The following is a 22468-nucleotide window of genomic DNA, read 5'->3' on the forward strand; positions in this document are numbered from 1 at the left end:
ATGGCACTCGAACTCAAGGGTGTGACCAAGCGCGTCGGCGCCATTCAGCACATCAAGGAAACTTCCCTGCTGCTGAAGCCCGGTCACTTCAACGTTCTCCTCGGCGCCACAGGCTCCGGAAAGACCTCACTCATTAAACTGATGGCGGGCCTCGACCCGATGGCCAGCGGCCAAGTGCTTATGGATGGCGAGGATGTCAGCCGTCTCAGCACCCAGAAGCGCAACATCAGCCTGGTGCATCAGTTCTTCATCAACTACCCGCATATGACGGTATATGACAACATCGCCTCGCCGCTGAAGGTGGCCGGGATGGCGAAGTCGGAGATCGAAGGCCGCGTCGAAGAGGCCGCAGCGATCCTGCAGCTGAAGCCGATGCTGCACCGCCGCCCGCATGAGCTGTCCGGCGGCCAGCAGCAGCGCTGCGCCCTGGCCCGTGCGATTGCTAAAGAAAGCCGCGCGGTATTCCTGGACGAACCGCTGGCCAACCTCGACTACAAGCTGCGCGAAGAGTTGCGTGACCAGCTGCCAGAGCTGTTCGCCGGCCGCGGCGCGGTTGTGGTCTACGCCACCTCCGAACCCGAAGAAGCGCTGCTTCTGGGCGGCCAGACCGCGCTGATGCGCGATGGCCGGGTGACCCAGTTCGGCCCCACCGCGGAGATCTACCGCAACCCCGGCAATGTCGATGCGGCGCGGGTGTTCTCCGACCCGCCGATCAACACCGCCGAGATCACCAAGCAAGGCAGCATGGCCCGCCTTGGCGCTGGTGTCACCTGGGAGCTGGCGGGCGCTGCCGCCGGGCTGGCCGATGGGACCTATACAATCGCCATCCGGCCGCACCACGTATTGCCTGTGGCGAAAAACGGCGCCCATGTGCAGCTGTCAGGCCAGGTGCAGGTGACTGAGCTCTCCGGCTCCGAAAGTTCCGCCCATTTCGAAATGGGCTCCGGCAGCTGGGTTTCGCTGGCCCACGGCGTTCACCCCTATCAGGTGGGTGAGCTGCACGACTTCTACATGGACCCCGCGCAGGCATATTTCTTTGCCCCCGACGGCAGCCGCGCGGCGTGAGGCATCAATGGCAAAAATAACTCTCTCCAAACTGCGCCACAGCTATCTTTCGACGCCGAAGTCCGACTCGGACTACGCGCTGAAGGAAATCGACCTCGACTGGACCGATGGCGGCGCCTATGCGCTGCTCGGCCCCTCGGGCTGCGGCAAATCCACTCTTCTCAACATCATCTCAGGCCTGCTGGTGCCCTCTGAGGGCCAGATCCTGTTTGACGGTCAGGACGTAACCGCCCTGCCCCCGGACCAGCGCAACATCGCCCAGGTGTTCCAGTTCCCGGTGATCTACGACACCATGACGGTTTACGACAACCTGGCCTTCCCGCTGCGCAACCGCGGCCGGGACGAGGCCACCGTGCACCAGCGGGTGATGGCGATTGCCGAGATGCTCGAAGTCACCGAAATGCTGGAGCAGAAGGCGGCTGGCCTCAGCCCGGACAACAAGCAGAAGATCTCCATGGGCCGCGGCCTGGTGCGCGAGGACGTCAACGTGGTGATGTTCGACGAGCCGCTGACCGTGATCGACCCGCATCTGAAGTGGAAGCTGCGCTCCAAGCTGAAAGAACTGCACCAGCGGGTGAAGGCGACGATGATCTACGTCACCCACGACCAGACCGAAGCGCTGACCTTTGCCGATCAGGTGGTGGTGATGCAGCTGGGCGAGGTTGTGCAGATCGGCACACCGGTGGAGCTGTTCGAGCGCCCTGCGCATACGTTTGTCGGCCATTTCATCGGCTCGCCCGGAATGAACATCCTGCCCTGCGAAGTGCAGCACGGTGCCGCCGTGTTCGCAGGCCAGCAGATTGCCCTGGAAGGCCCCATCCAAGGCGCTGCAGACGGTCAAACCGAAATCGGTATCCGCCCGGAGTTCGTCTCACTGACGGACCACGGCCTGCCCGCCACTGTCACCAAGGTCTCTGACATCGGCCGCCATACCGTGGTGGAATGCGAGGCCGGCGGCCAGCGCATCAACGCCGTCACCGAAGGAACCGCCCCGGCAAAAGGCAGCGCTGTGCACCTGGCCTTCCGCCAGGACATGACCCGGCTTTATGTGGACGGCTGGCTTGCCACCGCCCCCGCCAATGCCACCGGCGAACAAGGAGCAGCCTGATGAAAACCGAAAACCAGAAAGCCTGGCTCTTTGTCCTGCCGGTGCTGGCGCTGGTCGCCTTCAACGCGCTCATTCCGATGATGACGGTGGTCAATTACTCGGTGCAGGAGACCTTTGGCGACAATGTGTTCTTCTGGCAGGGGCTGGACTGGTTCCAGCAGATCCTGCGCTCCGACCGGTTCCACGCGGCGCTTGGCCGCCAGTTCATGTTCACCTTCCTGATCCTGATCATCGAGGTGCCGCTGGGCATTGCCATTGCGCTGTCGATGCCGCGCAAGGGCTTCTGGGTGCCGGTGTGCCTGGTGCTGATGGCGCTTCCGATGCTGATCCCGTGGAACGTGGTCGGTGCGATGTGGAATATCTTCACACTGCCCGACATCGGCCTGCTGGGCTACTTCCTGAACCACGTGCTGGGCATCAATTATGACATGACGCAGGATCCCATTGCGGCCTGGGTGACCATTGTCACCATGGATGTCTGGCACTGGACTTCGCTGGTGGTGCTGCTGAGCTATGCGGGCCTGGTCTCGATCCCCGATGCCTATTACCAGGCGGCCAAGATCGACGGCGCCTCCAACTGGGCGGTGTTCCGGTTCATCCAGCTGCCGAAGATGAAGACGGTGCTGACCATCGCCATCCTCTTGCGCTTCATGGACAGCTTCAACATCTACACCGAGCCGTTTGTTCTGACTGGCGGCGGTCCCGGCAACTCCACCACCCTGCTGTCGATCGACCTGGTGAAAATCGCGCTTGGCCAGTTCGACCTCGGCCCCGCCGCAGCCATGTCGCTCATCTATTTTGCAATCACGCTCCTGGTCTCCTGGCTGTTCTACACGCTGATGACCAAGGACGATCTGAACTAAGGGAGGGATCAACATGCAGAAACGATCCATTGTCCCCATCGTCTATATCCTGTTCCTCATGCTGCCGATTTACTGGCTGGTGGCGATGAGCTTCAAGACGACCAATGAAATTCTGTCGGGCTTCTCGCTGTTCCCGCAGACTTTCACGCTGGACAACTACAAGACCATTTTCACCGATCCCAGCTGGTACTGGGGCTACATCAACTCGATCCTCTATGTTTCGATCAACACGGTGATCTCCATCGCGGTGGCGCTGCCGGCGGCTTATGCCTTCAGCCGCTACCGGTTCCTGGGCGACAAACAGCTGTTCTTCTGGCTCTTGACCAACCGGATGGCACCGGCTGCCGTGTTCGCCCTGCCGTTCTTCCAGCTCTATTCCGCGGTGGAACTGTTCGACACCCATCTGGCCGTTGCGCTGGCGCACTGCCTGTTCAACATCCCGCTGGCGGTCTGGATCCTCGAGGGCTTCATGGGTGGCATCCCTAAGGAGCTGGACGAAACCGCATTCGTCGACGGCTATTCCTTCCCGCGCTTCTTTGCGACGATCTTCATCCCGTCGATCAAGGCGGGCGTGGGTGTGGCGGCTTTCTTCTGCTTCATGTTCTCCTGGGTGGAGCTGTTGCTGGCCAAGACCCTGACCGCCGTCGCCGCCAAGCCGATTGCCGCCACCATGACCAAGACCGCCTCCAGCGCGGGCTATGAACTGGGGCTGCTGGCGGCTGCGGGAACTCTGACAATTATTCCGGGCGCCATCGTGATCTGGTTTGTCCGCAACTACATCGCGAAGGGTTTCGCGATGGGGAGGGTGTAATGCTTTCATGGATGGCCTGGACCTGGCCCACTGCCCTGTTGTTTATCGGCATTTTCAGCGCCATCGGCGTGCTGATCCTCGCTGAAATCCGCCACCCCGGCGGCGCGGCCCGCAAGGGCGTGCTCGGCCTCACCACCACTCGCGGCGACCGGCTGTTCATCAGCCTCTTGGGCACCTCCTACATCTTCCTGGCCTGGCTGGGCTTGGTGGGGATGCCCTTGTGGTGGCCATTGGGCCTGTCGGTCGCCTGGGGCATCTTCTGCTTCTGGAAGGTCTGATGCGCTGCGGGTCAAGGGGGCCGAAGGCCCCGCCGCAGGCGGCTTGCCCTTGACGCGCAGCCCCAAACACAATCGGGACAGGCCTTGAAGGCAAACCTGCCCTTCAAGGCCTTCTCAGCCAAAACCTTAAACCGATGCGTCAGACACTGCCGTTAAGACTGGCCCATCACCCCGCAACTTGCTGAGAAGACTCGCGCGGCAGCGCACAGTTTGACAACAAACCCTCTGCCGCTGCGCATCTTCTAAAAAAATAGTTTTCACGGAAGCCTGCTTCCCCTAGCATGACTGGAACGATCAAATGAGCCGGACTGCCGAGGCGATGCGCAAGAAACACGACACTTCCCTGCTGACCGAGGTTGAGCTGGAATTCATGACCGTCGTCTGGGACATGGGCGGCGGCACCGTGCGCGATATCCTGGCCGAGCTGAACAAGATGCAGGAACGCGCCTATACTTCGGTGGCCACGGTTCTCAAGATCATGGAACAAAAGGGCTTTCTCACCAGCGAGCGCAAGGACCGCTCTTTGGTTTACCGCCCCGCTGTTCCCAAGGCAGAGTATCAGAAAACATCTCTGAAAAACCTTTCGAGCAAGCTTTTCAACGGCGCGCCCGCCGCATTGGTGGCGCGGCTGGTCGATGATGAGGATGTGACCGACGAGATGCTCGAGGAGATGCGGGCGCTCTTGGAGGAAAGGCTGGGGGACAATGCCAACTGAGGTTCTGCTGAACGCCTACATTGATCTCAACATTCTGCTGCTGGCGGGCACGGTTTTGTGGCTTGCCGCGCACAAGCTGCTGACGCGCAGCAAATTGGGGCGCGCCTACCAGCCGCAGCTGCGGTTGCTGAATGGGATGACAGTCCTGCTGGCAGCCTCGCCTCTGCTGATCCTGGCCTTCACCCGGTTCGTCATCGCCCATCCGCCGAATTTCTCCGATATGCTGGTTTCACAATACCTGCAGGGTAACGTCAGCATGAGCGCCGGTGCGTTCGAGGCAACCCTGGGCCTGCGCGAGGACGCGGTGCGCGGCCTCACCAGCCTGCAGCCGATGTGGGCACAGGCCCTTGCCGCGGCGTTTGCCGCCGGTGCGCTGATCTGCCTAACCCATGTGGCCGTTTCTGTTTTCCGCCTGCGCCAGAACTTGGGCGGCGCCTTCATCTGGAAACGCATCGGCCGGGTGCAGCTGATGGTGTCCGATGATATCCGCGTGGCCTATTCCACCCGCGGGCTGTTTTGCCGCTATGTTGTGCTGCCCTCGTCGCTGCTGAATGACCCGCGCGACCTGCGACTGACCATCGCGCATGAATTGCAGCACTTCCGTCAGCGCGACATCGAATGCGAGTTTCTGCTGGAGATGCTGCGCCCGCTGCTGTTCTGGAACCCGGCCTTTTACCTGTGGCGGCGCGAGGTGCGGCTGCTGCGCGAATTTGCCTGCGATCAGGCGCTGATGGCACGGCCGGATTTCGACGTGCGCGCCTATTGCGAATGCCTGATCCGGGCCTGCGCCCATGCCGCCCGCGGCCCGGCGCTGTTCACCCGCCGCAGTCCGGCGGTGGCGCTGGTCGACCGCCGCGAAACCCGCCGCGGCGCCTCCTTGCAGCGGCGGATCATCGCGGTGACGGCGGTTCAGCCGCGGGGGCCGAACTCGCTTGGCTGGGGTCTGGTCTCTTTGACGATGGCAGGGATGGTGCTGGCGACGGCAATGCTGCTGCAGCGCCCCAGCGACTGGAGCCATGACCGCATCATGCTGTCGACGATTGTCAACCTAGAGCGCATGGCGACCCGCAACAGCACCCCGGACCTTGCGGTCAGCGCGCTCAACGGCGGCTTTGCCGTTCCGTCGCAATAAACCTGCCGCCGTATTGACCTGTCCAGACCGGCCTGCGTTTATCCCTGCCCGTCGGGCGAAGAGGCCGCGTCGCCCTGCTTCCTGCATTTTCAGCCAACAAAAGCAGAGCGCTTGCCGGGGGCCAGTTGCTGCAGGTTGCGGGCTTTCTGCCCCACCGGCCGCAGCAGTTCCCGCACTGCCAGCCACAGGTCGGCCTGGCGGTAGCGGCGGCAGACGCGCAGCCGGTGGAAAGTCTCGTAACTGTCGCCCAAGTGGTCTAGAAACTGTGTGGAGCGCAGGGTGTTGGAGGCCTTGAGCCCGCGTTCAATGGCAGTTTCAATCCCCCGCCAAGCTATGATCCGGCCGGGGGAAACCCGGCCATGGGTCACGTCGAAATCCAGGGTCAGCCTGTAGGAAATACTGCCCGCTTCGGCGCACAGGCTGCTGGCCGCAGGGCGGCCGTCAATGGTCAGCAGATGCAGCACCATCCTGCCTCGGGCCGACATCCGCCGCCAAAGCTCCTCAAAGAAAACGCGGGGGCGCTGGCTGGCGCCGCCGCCGGTGCCCAGCCGGGCCTTGCGCGCCGACAGGGCCAGCACCCCGTCGAGAATGCGCCCTGCGCTGCCGCCCGGGCTGTCTGCGGTCAGAATCTCGTGATCCCTTTGCTGCAGCGCCCGGTGCCCGGCGCGCAGCAGGCGGCGGAACTTCCTGCTGCGCCGCGCCAGGCAGGCATCCAACCCATCATCATGGCGGCAGAGCGCTGCACGGATTTCCTGGCGCTGGCGGCTGCGCAATTTGCAGGTGCCGTTCGCACCGGCGATCTGCCCAAAGGCGCCCGCGGCCCGCATCGGGGCCAGATCCGCGACATCGCAATCCCTGGCAGCCAGCATCTCCTCCAGCAGCGCTGCGGCATCTGCCTCATGGCCCGGAAAGGCTAGCGCGTCGTGAAAACCGGCCCGGTTGCTGCACAGCATCGACAGTTTGCGCAGGCGCGGCCCGCCCCGCCACAGCGGTTCGCGCGTCAATCCCAGCGGCAGCGCCGCCGTCAACTGCCCATCGCGCCACACACAGCCGATCCGCGGCACGGCTTCGCTGCCAAAGGCTGCAGTCCAGGCCAATATCCAATCCATCGACGAAAACGGGCCGCCGCCAGAGGCGCCATGCAGCTCTGTCCAGGCAGGTTGCAGCGCTTCCAGCGCATCAAGTTTGGTAATGATCTCTGTCCTTGCAGCCACTGCATCCGCGCTCCCCAGCACACATCTGAAAATCTAGGCGGCTGGCGGTCATTTTCCACGCGCTAAGCGGAACTTTCAGTGCCAGCGCAGGCAGATTACTGCAAGAACCGCGCCTGCAAGTGGGCGGAGAAAGGATCAGGTCGTTTCCGGGGCGGCAAAGCGCCGAACTGACCGAGCCAATCCGGCAGCCCCGCGCCGGAAATTGCGGCCCCGCGGCAAGAGCATGGATGCGGGCGCTGCGGCGGCCTAGCACTGGCCATGGCTTGCGGGAACCCGTGGCCTCAGGAAGATCAAAGCAATTGAATGGAGTGTCTCACATGAACAAATTTGCGCTGACCGCGGCCGCCCTTGCAGTCCTGACCGCTTCGCCGCTGGCGGCAATGGATACCATCACCGAGGCCGATACCGACGGCAATGGCACCTATTCGCTGGAAGAGCTGCAGGCCGTGTTTCCCGAACTTACAGAGGAGACCTTTGCAACCATCGACGCCGATGCCGATGGCGAGGCGGACCTGGCCGAGGTAAAGGCAGCGGAGGAAGCCGGCCTGCTGGCAGCGGCTGGCTGATCCCGCGGCAAGGCGGCTCCCCCCAACAAAACCAGCCGCCTTGCCACTTCTGCTTTCCCCCAGCGGGAAACCAAGCGGGGCCCTGCATTGCAAGGCCTCGTTTCATTTTCCGGCCGCGTGGATCAATCGCCGTCCGCCTGCCGCTTCAGCCGCTCGATGTGGCGGGCGAAAACATAAGTGGCGGGCAGCCCCAGCAACAGCCCCCAAGCCACCGATTCATAGGGGCTCAGCACCCGCCAGCCGATCCAGCTGCCAATCAGCGAGGCAAAGAAGATATTGATGGCCGCCGCGCCAGCCCCGAACGGGTAAAGCGCCGCCAGCAACCGCCAGGGGGGCTGCGGTGTCATCGGCGGCTCACCAGGTATTGGACAAACCCCAAGCTGACGATCAGGGCGATGGAGCCTATCAGGAACCAGAACTCCGCAGTTTCGGTCTGCGGCTGCGGGATCGGCCTTTCAAAGGTGGCGGCAACCACGCTGGAGGGTGCCAGCAGGGCCAGAGCGAGGATACGTTTCATCTCAGTGCTCCATGGTCAGGGATTGATAAATTTCCGGCAGCGCACGCGGCAGCCGGTCCGGGTCGGGCAGCAGGGTAAATCCCGCGCGGCCAAAGATACGGGCAAACCAGTCCTGCCCGTCGGCGTCGATCACAACGCCGTGCACCGACTGGCCCAGGGCACGCGCCTCGCGCACCGCCATGCGGCTGTCTTCGATGCCATGCACGCCTTCGTAGTGGTCCAGATCGTTGGGCTTGCCATCGGTCAGCACCAAAAGCAGGCGGCGTTCTGATCCTTCCTCGGCCAGCTGGGCAGAGGCATGACGGATTGCCGCGCCGAGCCGGGTGTAGTGGCCGGGCTTGAAGCCGCCGATGCGGGCGGTGACCGCCTCTGACATCGGATCTTCGAAGCCTTTGGCGCGGGTCAGGAATACCCGGTCGCGGCGCAGCGAGGAGAAGCCCCAGATGCCAAGCCGGTCGCCCGCAGTGGCGATACCGCCGGCAAGCGCTGCCAGGGATTCGCGGGCGGTTTCGATGACCGGGCGGTCGCCGACGGTGGCCTCGGTGGAGCGCGAGCAGTCCATCAGCACCGCCACACTCAGGTCGCGGGCCATCGGGCGGCTGGCCTGCCAGACCCGGTCGCTGCCCTGCTGGCCGCATGCCAGATCGACATGGGATTTCACCACCGCTTCCAGATCCAGCTCTTCACCGTCCAGCTGACGCGGCAGCATCACCCGGCGCGGGTGCAGCGGTGCGAACTGGCGGCGCACGCGGGCGACGAGCTTTGGATCGGGATGGAAGCTGTCGGCGGGCTTGCCTTCGGCCTCCAGCACACAAGTATGGGCGGGCATGTGCTTGCCCAGCTTGTGGTTCCATTCGGGATAGGTGAACTGGCCCGCCAGCCGTTCGTGTTCGGCATCCTGCGGCGACAGGTCCAGCGAAATCCGCAGCCGCGACGCCGCCCGCTTCATGTGCTGCGAGAGGGTCAGGTTGTCCTGATCCTCCGCCGCCTTCTGGGCGTTCTCGTTGTCGTCGTCATCTACCATCCGGTTGATGTTCAGGCTTTCGGCCCAGGACAGGATGGATTCGAACCGGTGAACGATGAAACTGTCCTTGCGGGTGGTCTGGTCCTGATCCTGCCGCTTTGCCGTTTTGCGGGTAGAGACGGCAAGGCCCGGCGTTTTCATTTCCTCGGCCTCAGGTGCTGCCCCCCTGCCCGCTTGCGGCACCGGCAGGCGCAGCCAGAACGGCACCGGCTGAAAGCTCCGATAACCACGCGGCGCGGTGCAGGCGCAGGGTTCGGCAACGCGGCAGTCGGTGCCGATCTGATCCAGCACCATCCGTTCGATCCGCGACTCGAACCGCGGCAGGCCGTTACGCTTGCGCGCCCCCGCGATATGAGAACAAAACGCGCCATAGGCAGAGCGCAGCCCAGGACAGGCAGCAAACACCTTGTCCGCTGCGCGGGCGTTGGCGGCGATCTCCAGCTGGTCGGCCTGATAGCGGTCCTCATTGCGGTCCGGCAATTCGATCATAGCGGCCATCGCGGCCAGCCACAGGTAAGCCTTGCGGTTCAGTTCGGGGTTGGGAAAATCTGCCATTTCCGGCGGCAGGCGCAGTCGTTCGCCGTCGAAACTGGCCAGATGCACCATTTCCCGCGGGGTGCCGATACGGCGCAACCGGTCCGGACGGTGGTCCGACAGCACCGCAGGCGCCACCTGTATTTCCACGCCCCCGGCCCCGCCCAGCGCACGGAACAAGGCCGCCACGCTGGCGCGCATGTCCTCGAACCGGACGGTGTGTTCCGCTTCGTCCCCGGCGGCGCCGATCCGTGTGGCCATGCCATGCCACAGGTTGCCAACCGTTTCTTCGGGTTCCAGAAGGTCGAAAGCGTGGATCATGGCATCACCCGTAGACGCTGGCGGCAAGGTCGCGCAGCGCCTGCTGCACGTCACCCTCGTCGCTGAGAGGTTCGATGATGGCGGCCTCTACTGCGCGCTCCACGCCCATGCCCTTGGCAATCAGCGTGGCGGCATAGATCAGCAGGCGGGTCGAGACACCTTCCTCCAGGTCCATGCCAGAGAGCTTGCGGATATGGCCCGCCAGCCGCACCAGCGCGGCGGAGCGATCCTCATCCAGCCCGCTCTCAGACGCGACCACCGCGGTCTCTGCGGAAGCCTCCGGGAAATCGAAACCGATGGACAGGAAACGCTGACGGGTCGAGGGCTTCAGCTTTTTCAGGATGTTCTGGTAGCCGGGGTTGTAGCTGGCCACCAGCATGAAGGGCTTGGGCGCGGTTAGTTCCTCACCCGTGCGGTCAATGACCAAGCGGCGGCGGTCGTCGGTCAGCGGGTGCAGCACCACGGCCACGTCCTTCCTGGCCTCGACCACTTCGTCGAGGTAGCAGATGCCGCCCTCGCGCACCGCGCGGGTCAACGGGCCATCCACCCAGACCGTCTCGCCGCCTTTCAGCAGGTAGCGCCCGATCAGGTCGGCGGCCGACAGGTCGTCATGGCAGGCAACGGTGTGGAGGGGCAGCCCGAGCCGGGCTGCCATATGTTCCACGAACCGCGTCTTGCCGCAGCCGGTGGGCCCCTTCAAAAGAAGGGGCAGACCGTTGGCTTGGGCCATCTCGAAGACGGTGCATTCATCGCCTGCGGGACGGTAGAAGGGAACGGAAGGCATGTTCATTGCGTTCATGGCTTACTCTCCCGGTACGGCCGCGGGGCCGGGTTTGATGACTTCGCGGCGAACCACGACGGTTGCATAGATGAACAGGAGCGCCCCCAGCACAACCACCGCGCCAGAACCGAGGCGCATCAGGTAGAACAGTCCCAGCTGGTCCTGCACGTCCATGTAGTAGTCGCCGACAATGCGCTGCATGTGGGTCTGGATGGTGCCGGCAAAGGTCAGCACGAAGGTCATGAAGGCCATGCCACCGGTCATCAGCCAGAAGGACGCCATGTTCAGCACCTGGTTGTAGGGATCGCGGTTGCGCAGATGCGGCATCGCATAGGTGAACATCGCCAGGTTCATCGCCACATAGGCGCCGTAGAAAGCCAGGTGCCCGTGGGCGGCGGTGATCTGGGTGCCGTGGGTATAGTAGTTCACCCCGTGCAGCGTGTGCAGGAAGCCCCAGACGCCGGCGCCGAAGAAGGCCACAGTGGAGGCACCCAGCGACCAAAGCAGTGCCGCCTTGTTCGGGTGGTTCTTACGGCCTTTCCAGACCATGACGAAGGCAAAGCTCATCATTGCGAAGAACGGGATCACTTCCAGGGTCGAGAAGATCGAGCCGACCCACTGCCAGTAACCGGGGGTACCGATCCAGAGGAAGTGGTGGCCGGTGCCGAGGATGCCGGAGAACAGCGCCAGGGCAACGATGACATAAAGCCATTTCTCCACCACCTCGCGGTCAACACCGGTCAGCTTCAGCATCAGGTAGCCAAGGATCGCGGCCATCACCAGCTCCCAGGTGGCTTCCACCCACAGGTGGACAACGAACCACCAGTACATCTTGTCGAGCGACAGGTTGTCCGGGTTGATGAAGGCAAAGATCCACAAAAGCGACAGCAGCCACAGGCCCATCAGCAGGATGTTGGTAATTGCGGTCTTGCGGCCTGCCAGCACGGTCAGGGAGATGTTCACGAGGAAGATCACCGCCGCGACAAGAATGCCGAACTTGACCCACAGGGGCTGTTCCAGGAACTCCCGCCCGCCGTGGATGCCCACAAGGTAGGAACCGACCGCGCCCAGGGTACCAACGACAAGAATGGCCAGCTGGATATAGGCGAGTTTCACCGAGAACAGCTCACGCTCGGATTCTTCCGGCACCAGATAATACGCAGCCCCGAAGAAGCCCAAGAGCAGCCAGACGATCAGCGCGTTAGTGTGCAGCATCCGCACGATGTTGAACGGCAGAAGCTCGCTCAGCGTGTTGGGCCAGACATAGATCCAGCCGGCCAGCAGACCGCCCAGAACCTGAATGGCGAACAGGCCCATTGCCACCATGAAGTAGGCATAGGCCACTTTTTGAGATTGATATTTCATTGTTTCTCTCCCCTCAGCCGGCGTCGTTCGGCGGCCAGTTCTGGGTATCGGTCTGGTCCGCCCAGCGCAGGAATTCGGACAAGGCCTTGGTCTCTTCGTCTGTCAGCTCAAAGAAAGGCATCTGGCGGCGGCCTTCGACCCCGGAAGGCTGCGACTTCATCCAGCCGTCGAGCATTTCATAGGCGCCGTCCGGGTCGTCCAGCACGCCCCAGCGTGTCATGACGTTGCCCACTTCCGGTGCGAAATAGGCGCCCTCGCCGTGCAGCGTGTGGCAGTTGATGCAAGAGTGGCGCTCCCACACGTGCTTGCCCTGGCGCACCTCATCGGTCAGCTCCATGCCAGCGGTGGATGTCTGGGTGATATAGCGGTGGCTGTGCGCGGTCATGGCCACGAACACGACGACGAAGAACAAGGAGCCCCCGTAGAACACGTTCCTGGCCCGCGACTTGGTAAGTATCTCTGACATATCGCGGTCCTGAGTACAGTTGCGGATGGCATCTGCCTAAACCCGCGCACCGCAAGGGATGTTGTCCAAGCGCAAAGACCGCGCGCATTGCTGCACGCAAAATGCAGGAAAAGGAGGAGACGCCATGCGACGGCCCGATTTCGACGATCCCGACCTGCCCCTTTCAGAACTGTTCCACCACTGGCCCGCCTGCGCAGGCGAGTTCATGAACCGCCAGATGCTCTGCCCCGGCTGCCCGATTGCCCCCTTTCACACACTGATCGACGCTTGCGAAGAATACGGGCTGGCGGAGATGGAATTCAGGGAAAGGCTGAGGGGGGCGATAGGCGGTGTCTAAAAAATTTATGATATCTCAGCCTTCCACTTGCAATCACCTGCCACGTACCCCAAGTTGGTCAGGCAAAGCTTCTTCCTACGACCTTCTGTTTCCTCACGGCCCCAGTTGTTCCTATGTTGACACTGGGCCGGGCTGTCGCGTGTTGCGGATGGCATTTTCAAAGGAGACGACACGATGGCCAATGGCACCGTGAAATGGTTCAACTCTCAAAAAGGTTTTGGTTTTATCGCTCCCGAGCAAGGATCGCGGGACGTATTTGTCCACATTTCCGCTCTGGAACGCGCTGGCATTCAGCAGCTTGACGATGGCCAGGCCGTGACTTTCGACATCGAGAGCGGCCGCGACGGACGCGAGTCCGCCACCAACCTCGCACTTGCCTAAGCCTCTGCAGGCTTGAAATTTCAGCGGGAGCATTCCTGAAATGCTCCCGCTTCCCGCATCTGCCGGTTCTGCCCCTCAGACGCGGTATTTTCCAATAATACTGAAAGAAAAAACTTGATAGAAATCACTTGGGGCACCCCCATGACAATATTCGTGCCCGACGAAGGCCGGACACAAAAAATCACGACAATCGAGCAAGCCCACTTCTGGCTTCGTAAAGCCTGGCCAGTCTCCGATCACCACAGAGACGTTGCACTTGAGAAAATTGACGCCGTTATGGACTGCCTCGCACCGGTTGATGCCGCCCGTGAAGCGTTCCTCTCCGCAGTCACCGCCGCCGGATTTCAGGCGGACAGGCCTGAAGCTGCTTGCACTGCCGCCCCAGCCTGAAGGCAATCACAGCACTGTTTTTTCTGTCGGCCACCTAGTGCTCAGAAGACCTGATCTGAATTTTTCCGGTTAAGAAACCCCTGCCCCCAGTCTCGAAGGAGTAAGAAGATGACAAAGCTTAATATCGAAGGTTTGGGACTGGCCGGTTTGTCTCGCAAGGAAACTGCGATAGAAAAAACCACGCGGGCAGCGCGGGAAATCCTGGAGGACGAAAACGAACTCCGGCGCTCTAAAATCGAGCGCTTGAAACGGTCACGGCTCCAGTACGAGCAAGGCAATCAACGCTCTAAAGATCCTCAGTAAACGTGTTGCCGGCGAGGACTGGCAATTCGAACTGAAGATTCGGCAGTGCCGGCCTGAGTGGCGTTCACAGCGAACAAGCTCTGCAGCGGCGGCCGGAAATGCCTGCCTGAACAATCAGGAAGCCTTCGCCGTTTCTGCTTACCTGTTTCCTGACTTCAAATCACGCGGCCGGCCGGCAGAAGACAACCAGCCCAAAGCCCCTATCCCTGCGCCCCGCTCAGCACCACCAGCCTATGCGGATCGGTCACCACAATATGCTTGCGGGTGGAGTGCACGATGCCGTCCTTCTCCCAGGCCGACAGCAAGCGGCTGACTGTGTGCAGCGTGGTGCCGGTCATCTCCGAAATATTCCGGCGGGTCACAGGAAATGCGATCTCAATCCCCTCTTCCACCTTGCGGCCCGACTGGGTCACCATCCGCAATAGCGCCGCCGCCACCCGTTGCTCCACCGCCTGCGTGGCCAGTTCGGTGATCCGGGTCTGCATCTCCCCCAGCCGCTGGCCCAGGGTGCTGTAGCTCTCGGTGGCGAATCCCTGGTACTTTGCAGTGAACTCCCCCCACAGGCGCACCGGCCAGGACAGCGCCAGCGATTCCGAAGCAGCCACCGCAGTGGCCGGATAGGTGTCGCGGTTCAGCGCTGGCGCAATGCCGAACAGCTGGCCCGGCGAAATATGCAGCGCGATGATCTGCTCGCCGCCCTCGGTGGTTTTCACCACCCGGATGTAGCCATCCAGAAGCAGGTGAAAGCGTTCGGCGTCATGTCCTTCGTGAAAAATCTCCGCACCTTCGTCATAGCGCTTGGGCAGCGCCTGATCGAGGATCTCGCGGACCTGGCTGCGCTCCAGGAGGCTGAAGGGCGGCAGCCCGGTCAGAAGGCTTTCGTCGAGCTTGGACAAGAATGCACCGCAAGTTTGCTGAAGGACAAAGAGATCGCCCCGCCGTTATCGCATAGTGACGCCAGAGGAAACAACCGTGCGGGAAAAAACGGGAAACCAGAACCGGAGGCCCTCCCTCCCTCCTTCCTGCCCGCCGGCGCTGATCCACGGGGTTTGGCGAAAGATTGCGTCCCTTGCGCTAAACCGGCGGGCGGCACCTGACCAGTGCTGCCCGTCATTCAATTGCCTGGACGCATGGAGGCCGTCATGGCTGCGCGAACCGAATACACCGGACCTGTTCTCTTTTCTTTCGGCTTCAGGCCGTTCTTCCTGGGCGCCTGCCTGTTTGCCCTGCTGGCCATTCCCGCATGGCTGCTGATATGGCGCGGCGATCTGGAGTATACAGGCCCGTTCCTGCCAACTGACTGGCACATACACGAGATGATCTTCGGCTATGGCGCCGCCGTGGTCGCGGGCTTCCTGTTCACTGCAGTGCCAAACTGGACCGGGCGGATGCCTGCGCGCGGCTGGCCGCTGGCGCTGCTGTCCGGCCTGTGGCTGCTGGGGCGGCTAGCGGCAGCGGGCTGGTTGGGGCTGCCCGCGCTGGGGGTGATGGTTGCCGACTGCGCCTTTCTGGCCGCGGTGATCGTCATGATCGCGCGGGAAATCATCGCCGGTGAAAACTGGCGCAACCTCAAGGTTCTGGTGCCGGTCACCCTGCTGGGCCTGGCCAACGCCTGTTTCCACGTCGAGGCGATGACCGAGGGCGCAGCGGATGTCTCGCGCCGCCTGGGCATTGCGGTGCTGATCTTCCTGATCATGCTTATCGGCGGCCGGATCATCCCCAGCTTCACCCGCAACTGGCTGGCCAAGCAAAGGGCTGAGAAAATGCCGGTGCCTTTTGGCAAGTTCGACGCGGTAACGCTGGCTTTTGGCGCGGCGGCGCTGCTGGCCTGGACCGCGGCGCCCTGGGCCACCGTCAGCGGCGCGTTGCTGCTGGGTGCCGGCCTGCTGCACGCGGTGCGGCTGGCGCGCTGGCGCGGCCTCGCCACCCTGCCGGACCCGCTGCTGCTGATGCTGCACTTGGCCTATGCGCTGGTGCCTGCGGGGCTGATCGCAGCGGGGAGTGTCCCCTTCGGCCTGCTGGAACCCGCTGCCGCGGCGCATATCCTGGGCATCGGTGCCGTTGGCGGCATGACACTGGCGGTGATGATGCGCGCCACCATGGGCCACAGCGGCCGCCCGCTGGTTGCAGGCCCCGCGCTGACCGTTGCCTTCATGATGCTGCTGGCCGCCGCAGCAGCACGTGTCGCGGACATTACCGAACTGGCTGCGGGCGTCGACGGAATCACGGCCTCCGCCGCCCTGTGGACCGCAGGCTTTGCTCTGATGGTGCTGAAAACCGGACCTTGGCTTGTCACCCCGCGGCTTGGCCCCAAGAAGGCTTCAAAGGCACGGGCTCAGGCGGCTGCCAAAGATACGTCAAAGGTGGCGCCGCTTACGTAAATTTAACGGCCTTCTCAGACAGTGATATTCCGGTTAACAAAGGCCTGGAATGCAAGAGGAGGTCCTGAATGCGGTGGAAAGCTGCTGCCGCTGCCGTGCTACCGCTGCTGCTTTGGACCGCTCAAAGCCTGGCCGGGCCGGCCAGGCTCGACATGTTCCGGCGGCCGGACACTGTCCCGTTCCCGGCTGAGGCCCCCTATAACCGCGAAATCGCCACCCTTGGTAAAATGCTGTTCTTCGACCCGCGCCTGTCAGGCGGGCAGAACATCAGCTGCTCCAGCTGCCACAACCCGTCTTTCGGCTGGGAAGCACCGGTGCCCAAGGCGATCGGCGCCGCCAATACGCCCGTGGGCCGCCATGCGCCAACGCTCCTCAACGCCGCCTGGATCACCCCATTGTACTGGGACGGGCGCGCCGGCAGCCTGGAAAAGCAGGCCGTCGGGCCGATCACCGCACCGGATGAAATGAATGCCACCTTCGAAGGCATCACCGCTCGTCTGACGGCCGTCGATGAATACAAGTCCTGGTTCGAACGTCTGTTCCCCGGCCGCGGCATTGGCGAAGAGACCATCCTGACCGCCTTGGCCACCTATCAGCGCACCATTGTCAGCGGCGTTGCAAGTTTCGACCGCTGGGCGGACGGCGACGAAACCGCCGTGGACGACGCTGCCAAACGCGGTTTTGCGCTGTTCACAGGGCGTGCAAAGTGCGTGTCCTGCCATTCCGGCTGGATGTTCACGGACAACCAGCTGCATGACATCGGGCTGCAAAGCAACGACTTGGGTGCAGGCGGGCTGGTGCCGCGGGATCCCGACATGAACTTCCGGTTCAAAACCCCCGGTCTGCGTAATATTGCACTGCGGGCGCCTTATATGCACGACGGCTCGCTGTCTTCGCTGCGGGAGGTCATCCGCCACTATGCCGACGGCGGTGTGCTGGCAGGCAGCCGGGCTCCCGAAATCGCGGGTTTTGCCATCTCTGAGCAGGAGATTTCGGACCTGACCGCCTTTCTCGAAACCTTGACCGACAATGAGACCGACGTGCCAACCCCTATTCTGCCGGCCAATTGATGCGCACGGCTGAAAGTTTCCTGACATGAGCATTAAACGCGCCATCGTGCTGCCTGTCCTGGTGATCGCAGTCGCGGCTCTGCTTGCGGCAGTTCTGGTCGGCGGCATGGCATTCTTTGCCTCAGCCCGCAAAGATGCTGTGCTTGAGGCTTCGCTGGAGGTCACCCGCCGGACCAGCAGCGTCACCGCCGGGATCACCGCCGCCGAGGTTTATGCCCAGGATGTTCTGGCAATGACCCGGCTGGTCCCGCAGGAGGAGGTCGCGCGCGAGTTCCAAGCGTATCTGCATCAGATCAACGAAGATCTTGCAGCACTTGTCCGGCTGCCGCTGACCCCGCCGCTGCGGTCGCAGGTCGTGGCACTGGACACCGCCCTGTCCAATTGGTGCATAAAGGCAGTTGTGCTGCTTGGCATCAAATCCGCGCAGCACATCCCGACTCTCAGCTCTCTGGCCATGAGCAGCGAGACAGTGACCCAGCAGGCGGCTGCCGTTACCGCTCTGGCCGCGCAGCATGCGGAAACAGCAGCCGCAGAAGCAAAGGAAACACTGACCCGTATCCTGGTGCTGGGGCTGTCCGGAACCACGCTTCTGATGGCCGCGGCACTGATGTTCGCAATGCGCAAGGCTCGGGGCTTTTCTGCCGCGATACAGCTGGCCGCCCTCAGGCTCCGGCGGCTGGCCACCCGCGAACAGCCGGAAGTTCCGGAAGGCGACAACGAAATTGCTGCCATCTTTGCCGCGCTCGACACGCTGTCGACCAGCCTGGAGGAAAAGAAACGGATCGCTGACAGGCTGCTCCAGGAAAAGGCCAGGGCCGAAGCCGCCACCGAAACGAAATCCCGCTTTCTGGCCACCATGAGCCACGAGATCCGCACCCCGATCAATGGCGTTCTGGGGATGGCGGAAGTGCTGAATGATACCAGCCTGACACCTGAGCAGCAGTCCTGCGCCGGCACCATTCTGGCCTCGTCCGAGGCGCTTCTGCGCATCGTCAACGACATCCTGGACTTCTCCAAGCTGGAGGCCGGCAAGACGCAGATGCTGGAGCAGCCGTTCAATCTGCGGGATGTGATTTATGACGTGGCAACGCTGATGTCGCCCAGCGCCACCGCCAAAGGCGTGGAAGTCTGCTTCGACATCCCCGAGGGCACTCCGGCGGTCTTTACCGGCGACAGCGGCCGGGTGCGGCAGATCCTGATGAACCTGGTAGGCAATGCCGTCAAATTCACTCTGACGGGCCATGTCAGCATCACACTCAACTATGACACCAGCCATGGCATTCCGCTGTGCGTCGATGTGCGCGACACTGGTGTCGGCATCCCCCAAGACAGCATCAGCCAGATCTTCCAAGCGTTCGAACAGGTCGAAAGCACCACTGCCCGGCGGTTTGAAGGCACTGGGCTGGGGCTGGCCATCTCTGCGCGTCTGGCCAAGGCCATGGGCGGGCGGATCGACGTGGTTTCCGAACCGGGCAAGGGCTCCTGTTTCACGATCTGCCTGCCCCTGCCGGTTGCCGCTCCGGCCGCGGCCCGCTCACTGCCGCTGGCCGGAAAACTGGTGGCCGTGGTCTCGGACCTCAGCTTTTCCCGCGGCGTGCGGCTGCGCCAGCTTGACCACTGGGGGGCAGATACGATCACCCCGGACGGGCTGCCAGAGCTGCTGTCGCAGATGCAGGCGATGACAGCACAGCAGCGGCGGCCGGATCTAGTATTGGTGGAAACCAGCCTGCCGCTGGAACGCGCCCGGGACTTTTGCCAGCGCCTTCACGCGCTGCCGGGATGCCGGGAGCTGCCCATTGTGTTCTGTACCGGCAGCCAGCTGCTGGCGGATTACCAGGCACTCAGAAGCTGTAGGACCGTGCATGTGCTGATGAAGCCTGCCCGCAACCGGCTGCTGCTGCAGGCCCTGCAGGAGGCGATGGGCCCCGGCGCGGCGCAGCCGGCTGCCCCATTGCGGTCCAATGCAGCGCAGGTGCCGGGCAGCCTCAGCCATTTGCGGGTGCTGGCGGCAGAGGACAACAGGACAAACCAGCTGGTTCTTCAGAAAATGCTGGCGCCCGCCGGCATCCAGCTGACCATCTGCCGCAACGGCCAGGAGGCGGTCAGCACGTTTGCAGCCGAGACCTTCGATCTCGTGCTGATGGACATGTCGATGCCGGTGATGGACGGGCTTGAGGCCACGCGCCGCCTGCGGGCCTGGGAACAGGAAAACGGCCACGCCCCCTGCCCGGTTCTAGCCCTTACCGCAAATGTGCTGAGCACGGATGAGGCAGCCTGCCGCGCAGCCGGAATGACAGGGTTCCTGTCAAAACCCGTGCGCAAGACGGAACTGCTGGAACATATTTCCTATTGGACGGCGGTCCCGGCTGAACAGCAGGCCCGGCCGGCCTGAGTTTTCCGCCTTTGTGCGGTCTCTGGCGCGGGGCCAGTGCCCTTTGCAAACCAGCATATTCACGAAAGCACACGGTTTGACACGAAATCGTGAAGCACTACCTGTGAGATTGCAGCCCTGGCACGGCTGCATCTGCGGGGGATCAGGGTATTTGCCGGCACGGAAAGCTGTGGCGTTTCCGGTCCGCGCGATGGCATTTCCGGTGGCATTTTTACGAGTGATTGGGGGATCACATGTCCAGTTTACAGATAGGGGCCGCACGGCCCTCCGATGGCACGTCCGCGAATCCAGACAATCCCGATTGGGGCGCAACCGGCGCTGAACTGCTGCGGTTGGCCGGCAGCGGGCTGGGGGCGGAAGGCGAAATGGCGGGTTCGGACAGGCCGAACGCGCGCGAGTTGTCCAACCTTTTGTCGATGCAGGACGGGGAAACGGTCAATGCCGCTGCCGCATCCGATTTTCTGTGGATCTGGGGCCAGTTTCTGGATCACGACCTGTCGTTGACTGGCACCGAAAGCGGTGTCGAAGCAAATATTGAAGTTCCGTCCGGCGATCCGTTCTTTGATCCCTTCGGAACTGGCGAAGCCATTGTTCCGTTCACCCGTGTGGAACAGCACGAGGGTGAGTTTCTCAACGAGATCACCGCCTACATCGACGCCTCGATGATTTACGGCTCAACCTCTGAGATGGTCGCAGCAATGCGGGACGACGGCGGCAAGCTGAAAATGACGGAAGATCAATTCCTGAACCTCGAAGGCGACGGGTTTCTGACCGGCGACATCCGCGCCGCCGAAAATGTCGCGCTGACGTCCATGCACACACTGTTCACCCGCGAGCACAACCGTCTGGTCGACGAGCTGGCAGCAAGAGATCCATCGCTGACGGATGACGCGCTGTTCGAAGCCGCCCGTGCCCGCGTCGAGGCGCTGGTGCAAGCGATCACCTTCAAGGAGTTTTTGCCGGTCCTGCTCGGTGATAACGCCTTCGCCAGCTATCAGGGCTACGACGCGGATGTGAACCCGGGGATCGCGATCGAATTCTCCGGCGCGGTCTACCGGCTGGGGCATACGCTGCTGTCAGCCAACCTGCAACGGGTCACCGAAAATGGCACCCAGCTGGACCCTCTGGCTCTGCGCGATGCGTTTTTCCAGCCGCATCTGGTCAGCCAGGACAGCATGATCGAAAATGTCCTGCGCGGGGCGGCCACCCAGACATCCGAAGCCATCGACACCAAGGTGGTGGAGGACGTTCGCTCCTTCCTGTTCGGGCCGCCGGGTGCCGGCGGGCTGGATCTGGCGGCGCTGAATATCCAGCGCGGCCGCGACATGGGCGTGGCCAGCTACAACGACCTGCGCGAAGCCTTGGGCCTGTCCCGCGCCGAAAGCTTCTCCGACATTACCTCCGACGCGGCGCTGGCCGCCAAGCTGGAGCAGGCCTATGGCAGCACCGATCTGGTGGACGCCTGGATCGGCGGCCTGGCCGAGGATGCCTTTGGCACCGGACTTCTGGGCGAGACCTTCACCCTTGTCATGATCGGCCAGTTCACCCGCCTGCGCGACGGCGACCCGTTCTGGAGCGAAGGACGCGAGGGCATCCCCGCAGAGGAGTTAAAAGCGCTCTGGGACATCAGCCTGTCTGACGTCATCCTGCGGAACACTGATGTGCAGGCGCTGCAAAAAGACGTCTTTGCGGCGATGACCCGGATTGCCGGCACCGGCGAAGACGACAGGCTGGCCGGCGGCAGCGGACAGGACTTCATCTTTGGCCGCAGGGGCGATGACACCCTCTCCGGCAGGGGCGGCAGCGACGACCTGCAAGGCGGCGGCGGCCGCGACAGCCTGAAGGGCGGCAACGGGGCGGATTGCCTGGATGGCGGCGCCGCGGCTGACAGGCTCGCTGGCGGCAAAGGCTGGGACGAGCTGTCAGGCGGCGGCGGCAGGGACCGCCTGCTTGGCAACCGCGGTAATGACACCCTGGACGGCGGCGCAGGCCGGGACACGCTCAAGGGCGGCATGGGCGACGACTACCTCACCGGCGGTGCGGGGGCCGACTGTTTCGTGTTCAACACGCAGCAGGGCTGCGACGATACCATTTCCGACTTCGAGCTTGGCACCGATTTCACCAAGATCATCGGCCCGCACGACTTCACCGCGCAAGCGCATGACACGGAAGACGGCCTGAGGATTGCTTTCGGAAACGACTGTTCCGTCACCTTCGAGGGCATCACCCTGGACGATTGGCTCGACTCCGGCGCAAGCTTTTTCTGACCGTTTCAGCCGGCGGCGGCATACACTCACGCCCGGCGCGGAAAACGCCGCCGCCAATCGGAAACTTCGCAGTCGGCCTCCCTGCCGTGATGTCGTAACTCCCCGGTCCGCTGACGCAATCAAAGGACTGCGCCCCCCGGGCGCGCGCCTAAAATTCCCGACCAGATATCCGCGCAGTTGCACGGCG

The 22468-nt window shown here is 62.9% G+C and carries 24 protein-coding genes; 16 read left to right on the forward strand and 8 right to left on the reverse strand.

Features of this window, described 5'->3' with window-relative positions; genetic code table 11:
* The 7 genes from AC5STB_RS02130 to AC5STB_RS02160 all read left to right on the forward strand — a co-directional run bounded on the left by AC5STB_RS02130 (position 1) and on the right by AC5STB_RS02160 (position 5972).
* Entirely contained in the window at positions 1 to 1065 is a 1065-nt protein-coding gene (locus AC5STB_RS02130) for an ABC transporter ATP-binding protein (RefSeq protein WP_495441337.1), read from the forward strand.
* A gap of 7 nt (positions 1066 to 1072) precedes the next feature.
* Complete coding sequence (locus AC5STB_RS02135) at positions 1073 to 2173, forward strand: ABC transporter ATP-binding protein (RefSeq protein ID WP_495441338.1); 1101 nt, start codon at positions 1073 to 1075, stop codon at positions 2171 to 2173.
* Positions 2173 to 3036: a carbohydrate ABC transporter permease gene (locus AC5STB_RS02140; protein WP_495441339.1), complete on the forward strand. Its 864-nt coding sequence runs from the start codon at positions 2173 to 2175 to the stop codon at positions 3034 to 3036. Before AC5STB_RS02135 ends, AC5STB_RS02140 begins: the two co-directional genes overlap by 1 nt.
* A gap of 13 nt (positions 3037 to 3049) precedes the next feature.
* Entirely contained in the window at positions 3050 to 3847 is a 798-nt protein-coding gene (locus AC5STB_RS02145) for a carbohydrate ABC transporter permease (protein WP_495441340.1), read from the forward strand.
* On the forward strand, positions 3847 to 4125 hold the full coding sequence (locus AC5STB_RS02150) for a DUF2160 domain-containing protein (protein WP_495441341.1): 279 nt from the start codon (positions 3847 to 3849) through the stop codon (positions 4123 to 4125). The genes AC5STB_RS02145 and AC5STB_RS02150 overlap by 1 nt, the downstream gene beginning before the upstream one ends.
* Before the next feature lie 298 nt (positions 4126 to 4423).
* Positions 4424 to 4840 (forward strand): BlaI/MecI/CopY family transcriptional regulator, encoded by a 417-nt coding sequence (locus AC5STB_RS02155; RefSeq protein ID WP_495441342.1) that lies wholly within the window; start codon positions 4424 to 4426, stop codon positions 4838 to 4840.
* The gene (locus tag AC5STB_RS02160; protein WP_495441343.1) at positions 4830 to 5972 is read left to right on the forward strand and encodes a M56 family metallopeptidase; all 1143 of its coding nucleotides are present in this window, start codon (positions 4830 to 4832) and stop codon (positions 5970 to 5972) included. The genes AC5STB_RS02155 and AC5STB_RS02160 overlap by 11 nt, the downstream gene beginning before the upstream one ends.
* Positions 5973 to 6061: 89 nt before the next feature.
* Here the strand turns inward: AC5STB_RS02160 and AC5STB_RS02165 are convergent, their stop codons facing one another.
* Positions 6062 to 7186 (reverse strand): GNAT family N-acetyltransferase, encoded by a 1125-nt coding sequence (locus tag AC5STB_RS02165; protein ID WP_495441344.1) that lies wholly within the window; start codon positions 7184 to 7186, stop codon positions 6062 to 6064.
* 317 nt (positions 7187 to 7503) lie between these two features.
* On the opposite strand from AC5STB_RS02165, the gene AC5STB_RS02170 reads away from it, so the two are divergent.
* Positions 7504 to 7752, forward strand: a complete 249-nt coding sequence (locus AC5STB_RS02170) for an EF-hand domain-containing protein (RefSeq protein WP_495441345.1) — start codon at positions 7504 to 7506, stop codon at positions 7750 to 7752.
* Positions 7753 to 7874: 122 nt separating this feature from the next.
* Here AC5STB_RS02170 and AC5STB_RS02175 read toward each other — a convergent pair whose 3' ends face one another.
* Genes AC5STB_RS02175 through AC5STB_RS02200 form a run of 6 tightly spaced genes read right to left on the reverse strand, consistent with a single transcriptional unit; the run spans position 7875 to position 12760 of the window.
* Positions 7875 to 8099 carry an NnrT protein gene (locus AC5STB_RS02175; RefSeq protein WP_495441346.1) on the reverse strand — a complete coding sequence of 75 codons (225 nt, stop codon included), beginning with the start codon at positions 8097 to 8099 and terminating at the stop codon, positions 7875 to 7877.
* The gene (locus AC5STB_RS02180) at positions 8096 to 8269 is read right to left on the reverse strand and encodes a hypothetical protein (RefSeq protein WP_495441347.1); all 174 of its coding nucleotides are present in this window, start codon (positions 8267 to 8269) and stop codon (positions 8096 to 8098) included. The genes AC5STB_RS02175 and AC5STB_RS02180 overlap by 4 nt, the downstream gene beginning before the upstream one ends.
* Position 8270: 1 nt before the next feature.
* Complete coding sequence (locus AC5STB_RS02185; protein ID WP_495441348.1) at positions 8271 to 10148, reverse strand: nitric oxide reductase activation protein NorD; 1878 nt, start codon at positions 10146 to 10148, stop codon at positions 8271 to 8273.
* Positions 10149 to 10152: 4 nt separating this feature from the next.
* Positions 10153 to 10947: a CbbQ/NirQ/NorQ/GpvN family protein gene (locus AC5STB_RS02190; RefSeq protein WP_495441349.1), complete on the reverse strand. Its 795-nt coding sequence runs from the start codon at positions 10945 to 10947 to the stop codon at positions 10153 to 10155.
* Between the two features lie 3 nt (positions 10948 to 10950).
* Complete coding sequence (locus tag AC5STB_RS02195) at positions 10951 to 12294, reverse strand: cbb3-type cytochrome c oxidase subunit I (RefSeq protein ID WP_495441350.1); 1344 nt, start codon at positions 12292 to 12294, stop codon at positions 10951 to 10953.
* Positions 12295 to 12307: 13 nt separating this feature from the next.
* Positions 12308 to 12760, reverse strand: coding sequence for a c-type cytochrome (locus AC5STB_RS02200; RefSeq protein ID WP_495441351.1), 453 nt, complete (start codon positions 12758 to 12760; stop codon positions 12308 to 12310).
* 124 nt (positions 12761 to 12884) lie between these two features.
* On the opposite strand from AC5STB_RS02200, the gene AC5STB_RS02205 reads away from it, so the two are divergent.
* From AC5STB_RS02205 to AC5STB_RS02220, 4 genes are all read left to right on the forward strand, one after another.
* Complete coding sequence (locus AC5STB_RS02205) at positions 12885 to 13097, forward strand: hypothetical protein (RefSeq protein ID WP_495441352.1); 213 nt, start codon at positions 12885 to 12887, stop codon at positions 13095 to 13097.
* 174 nt (positions 13098 to 13271) lie between these two features.
* Positions 13272 to 13478, forward strand: coding sequence for a cold-shock protein (locus AC5STB_RS02210; RefSeq protein ID WP_495441353.1), 207 nt, complete (start codon positions 13272 to 13274; stop codon positions 13476 to 13478).
* 141 nt (positions 13479 to 13619) lie between these two features.
* A complete protein-coding gene (locus AC5STB_RS02215; protein ID WP_495441354.1) occupies positions 13620 to 13868 on the forward strand; it encodes a DUF982 domain-containing protein in 249 nt (82 codons plus the stop codon).
* A 108-nt stretch (positions 13869 to 13976) separates the two neighbouring features.
* Positions 13977 to 14171: a hypothetical protein gene (locus AC5STB_RS02220; protein WP_495441355.1), complete on the forward strand. Its 195-nt coding sequence runs from the start codon at positions 13977 to 13979 to the stop codon at positions 14169 to 14171.
* Positions 14172 to 14371: 200 nt separating this feature from the next.
* On the opposite strand, the gene AC5STB_RS02225 is transcribed toward AC5STB_RS02220, so the two are convergent.
* On the reverse strand, positions 14372 to 15067 hold the full coding sequence (locus tag AC5STB_RS02225) for a Crp/Fnr family transcriptional regulator (RefSeq protein ID WP_495441356.1): 696 nt from the start codon (positions 15065 to 15067) through the stop codon (positions 14372 to 14374).
* A gap of 246 nt (positions 15068 to 15313) precedes the next feature.
* Here AC5STB_RS02225 and AC5STB_RS02230 point away from each other — a divergent pair, with 246 nt between their 5' ends.
* The 4 genes from AC5STB_RS02230 (at position 15314) to AC5STB_RS02245 (ending at position 22281) form a co-directional block, all read left to right on the forward strand.
* The gene (locus AC5STB_RS02230) at positions 15314 to 16552 is read left to right on the forward strand and encodes an NnrS family protein (RefSeq protein WP_495441357.1); all 1239 of its coding nucleotides are present in this window, start codon (positions 15314 to 15316) and stop codon (positions 16550 to 16552) included.
* Positions 16553 to 16620: 68 nt separating this feature from the next.
* Complete coding sequence (locus AC5STB_RS02235; RefSeq protein ID WP_495441358.1) at positions 16621 to 17622, forward strand: cytochrome-c peroxidase; 1002 nt, start codon at positions 16621 to 16623, stop codon at positions 17620 to 17622.
* 25 nt (positions 17623 to 17647) lie between these two features.
* Entirely contained in the window at positions 17648 to 20014 is a 2367-nt protein-coding gene (locus AC5STB_RS02240) for a hybrid sensor histidine kinase/response regulator (RefSeq protein WP_495441359.1), read from the forward strand.
* Between the two features lie 233 nt (positions 20015 to 20247).
* On the forward strand, positions 20248 to 22281 hold the full coding sequence (locus AC5STB_RS02245; protein WP_495441360.1) for a peroxidase family protein: 2034 nt from the start codon (positions 20248 to 20250) through the stop codon (positions 22279 to 22281).
* The last annotated feature ends 187 nt before the right edge of the window (positions 22282 to 22468 follow it).

This window comes from Leisingera sp. CC-HEC093, assembly GCF_059429195.1.

Bases quoted from the DNA above. Each gene is read 5' to 3' on its own strand.
- AC5STB_RS02195 (WP_495441350.1), bottom strand. From the start codon at position 12,294: ATGAAATATCAATCTCAAAAAGTGGCCTATGCCTACTTCATGGTGGCA.
- AC5STB_RS02215 (WP_495441354.1), top strand. From the start codon at position 13,620: ATGACAATATTCGTGCCCGACGAAGGCCGGACACAAAAAATCACGACA.
- AC5STB_RS02235 (WP_495441358.1), top strand. From the start codon at position 16,621: ATGCGGTGGAAAGCTGCTGCCGCTGCCGTGCTACCGCTGCTGCTTTGG.
- AC5STB_RS02205 (WP_495441352.1), top strand. From the start codon at position 12,885: ATGCGACGGCCCGATTTCGACGATCCCGACCTGCCCCTTTCAGAACTG.
- AC5STB_RS02180 (WP_495441347.1), bottom strand. From the start codon at position 8,269: ATGAAACGTATCCTCGCTCTGGCCCTGCTGGCACCCTCCAGCGTGGTT.
- AC5STB_RS02190 (WP_495441349.1), bottom strand. From the start codon at position 10,947: ATGAACGCAATGAACATGCCTTCCGTTCCCTTCTACCGTCCCGCAGGC.
- AC5STB_RS02230 (WP_495441357.1), top strand. From the start codon at position 15,314: ATGGCTGCGCGAACCGAATACACCGGACCTGTTCTCTTTTCTTTCGGC.
- AC5STB_RS02140 (WP_495441339.1), top strand. From the start codon at position 2,173: ATGAAAACCGAAAACCAGAAAGCCTGGCTCTTTGTCCTGCCGGTGCTG.
- AC5STB_RS02210 (WP_495441353.1), top strand. From the start codon at position 13,272: ATGGCCAATGGCACCGTGAAATGGTTCAACTCTCAAAAAGGTTTTGGT.
- AC5STB_RS02155 (WP_495441342.1), top strand. From the start codon at position 4,424: ATGAGCCGGACTGCCGAGGCGATGCGCAAGAAACACGACACTTCCCTG.
- AC5STB_RS02185 (WP_495441348.1), bottom strand. From the start codon at position 10,148: ATGATCCACGCTTTCGACCTTCTGGAACCCGAAGAAACGGTTGGCAAC.
- AC5STB_RS02170 (WP_495441345.1), top strand. From the start codon at position 7,504: ATGAACAAATTTGCGCTGACCGCGGCCGCCCTTGCAGTCCTGACCGCT.
- AC5STB_RS02240 (WP_495441359.1), top strand. From the start codon at position 17,648: ATGAGCATTAAACGCGCCATCGTGCTGCCTGTCCTGGTGATCGCAGTC.
- AC5STB_RS02130 (WP_495441337.1), top strand. From the start codon at position 1: ATGGCACTCGAACTCAAGGGTGTGACCAAGCGCGTCGGCGCCATTCAG.
- AC5STB_RS02220 (WP_495441355.1), top strand. From the start codon at position 13,977: ATGACAAAGCTTAATATCGAAGGTTTGGGACTGGCCGGTTTGTCTCGC.
- AC5STB_RS02200 (WP_495441351.1), bottom strand. From the start codon at position 12,760: ATGTCAGAGATACTTACCAAGTCGCGGGCCAGGAACGTGTTCTACGGG.
- AC5STB_RS02160 (WP_495441343.1), top strand. From the start codon at position 4,830: ATGCCAACTGAGGTTCTGCTGAACGCCTACATTGATCTCAACATTCTG.
- AC5STB_RS02150 (WP_495441341.1), top strand. From the start codon at position 3,847: ATGCTTTCATGGATGGCCTGGACCTGGCCCACTGCCCTGTTGTTTATC.
- AC5STB_RS02175 (WP_495441346.1), bottom strand. From the start codon at position 8,099: ATGACACCGCAGCCCCCCTGGCGGTTGCTGGCGGCGCTTTACCCGTTC.
- AC5STB_RS02245 (WP_495441360.1), top strand. From the start codon at position 20,248: ATGTCCAGTTTACAGATAGGGGCCGCACGGCCCTCCGATGGCACGTCC.
- AC5STB_RS02145 (WP_495441340.1), top strand. From the start codon at position 3,050: ATGCAGAAACGATCCATTGTCCCCATCGTCTATATCCTGTTCCTCATG.
- AC5STB_RS02135 (WP_495441338.1), top strand. From the start codon at position 1,073: ATGGCAAAAATAACTCTCTCCAAACTGCGCCACAGCTATCTTTCGACG.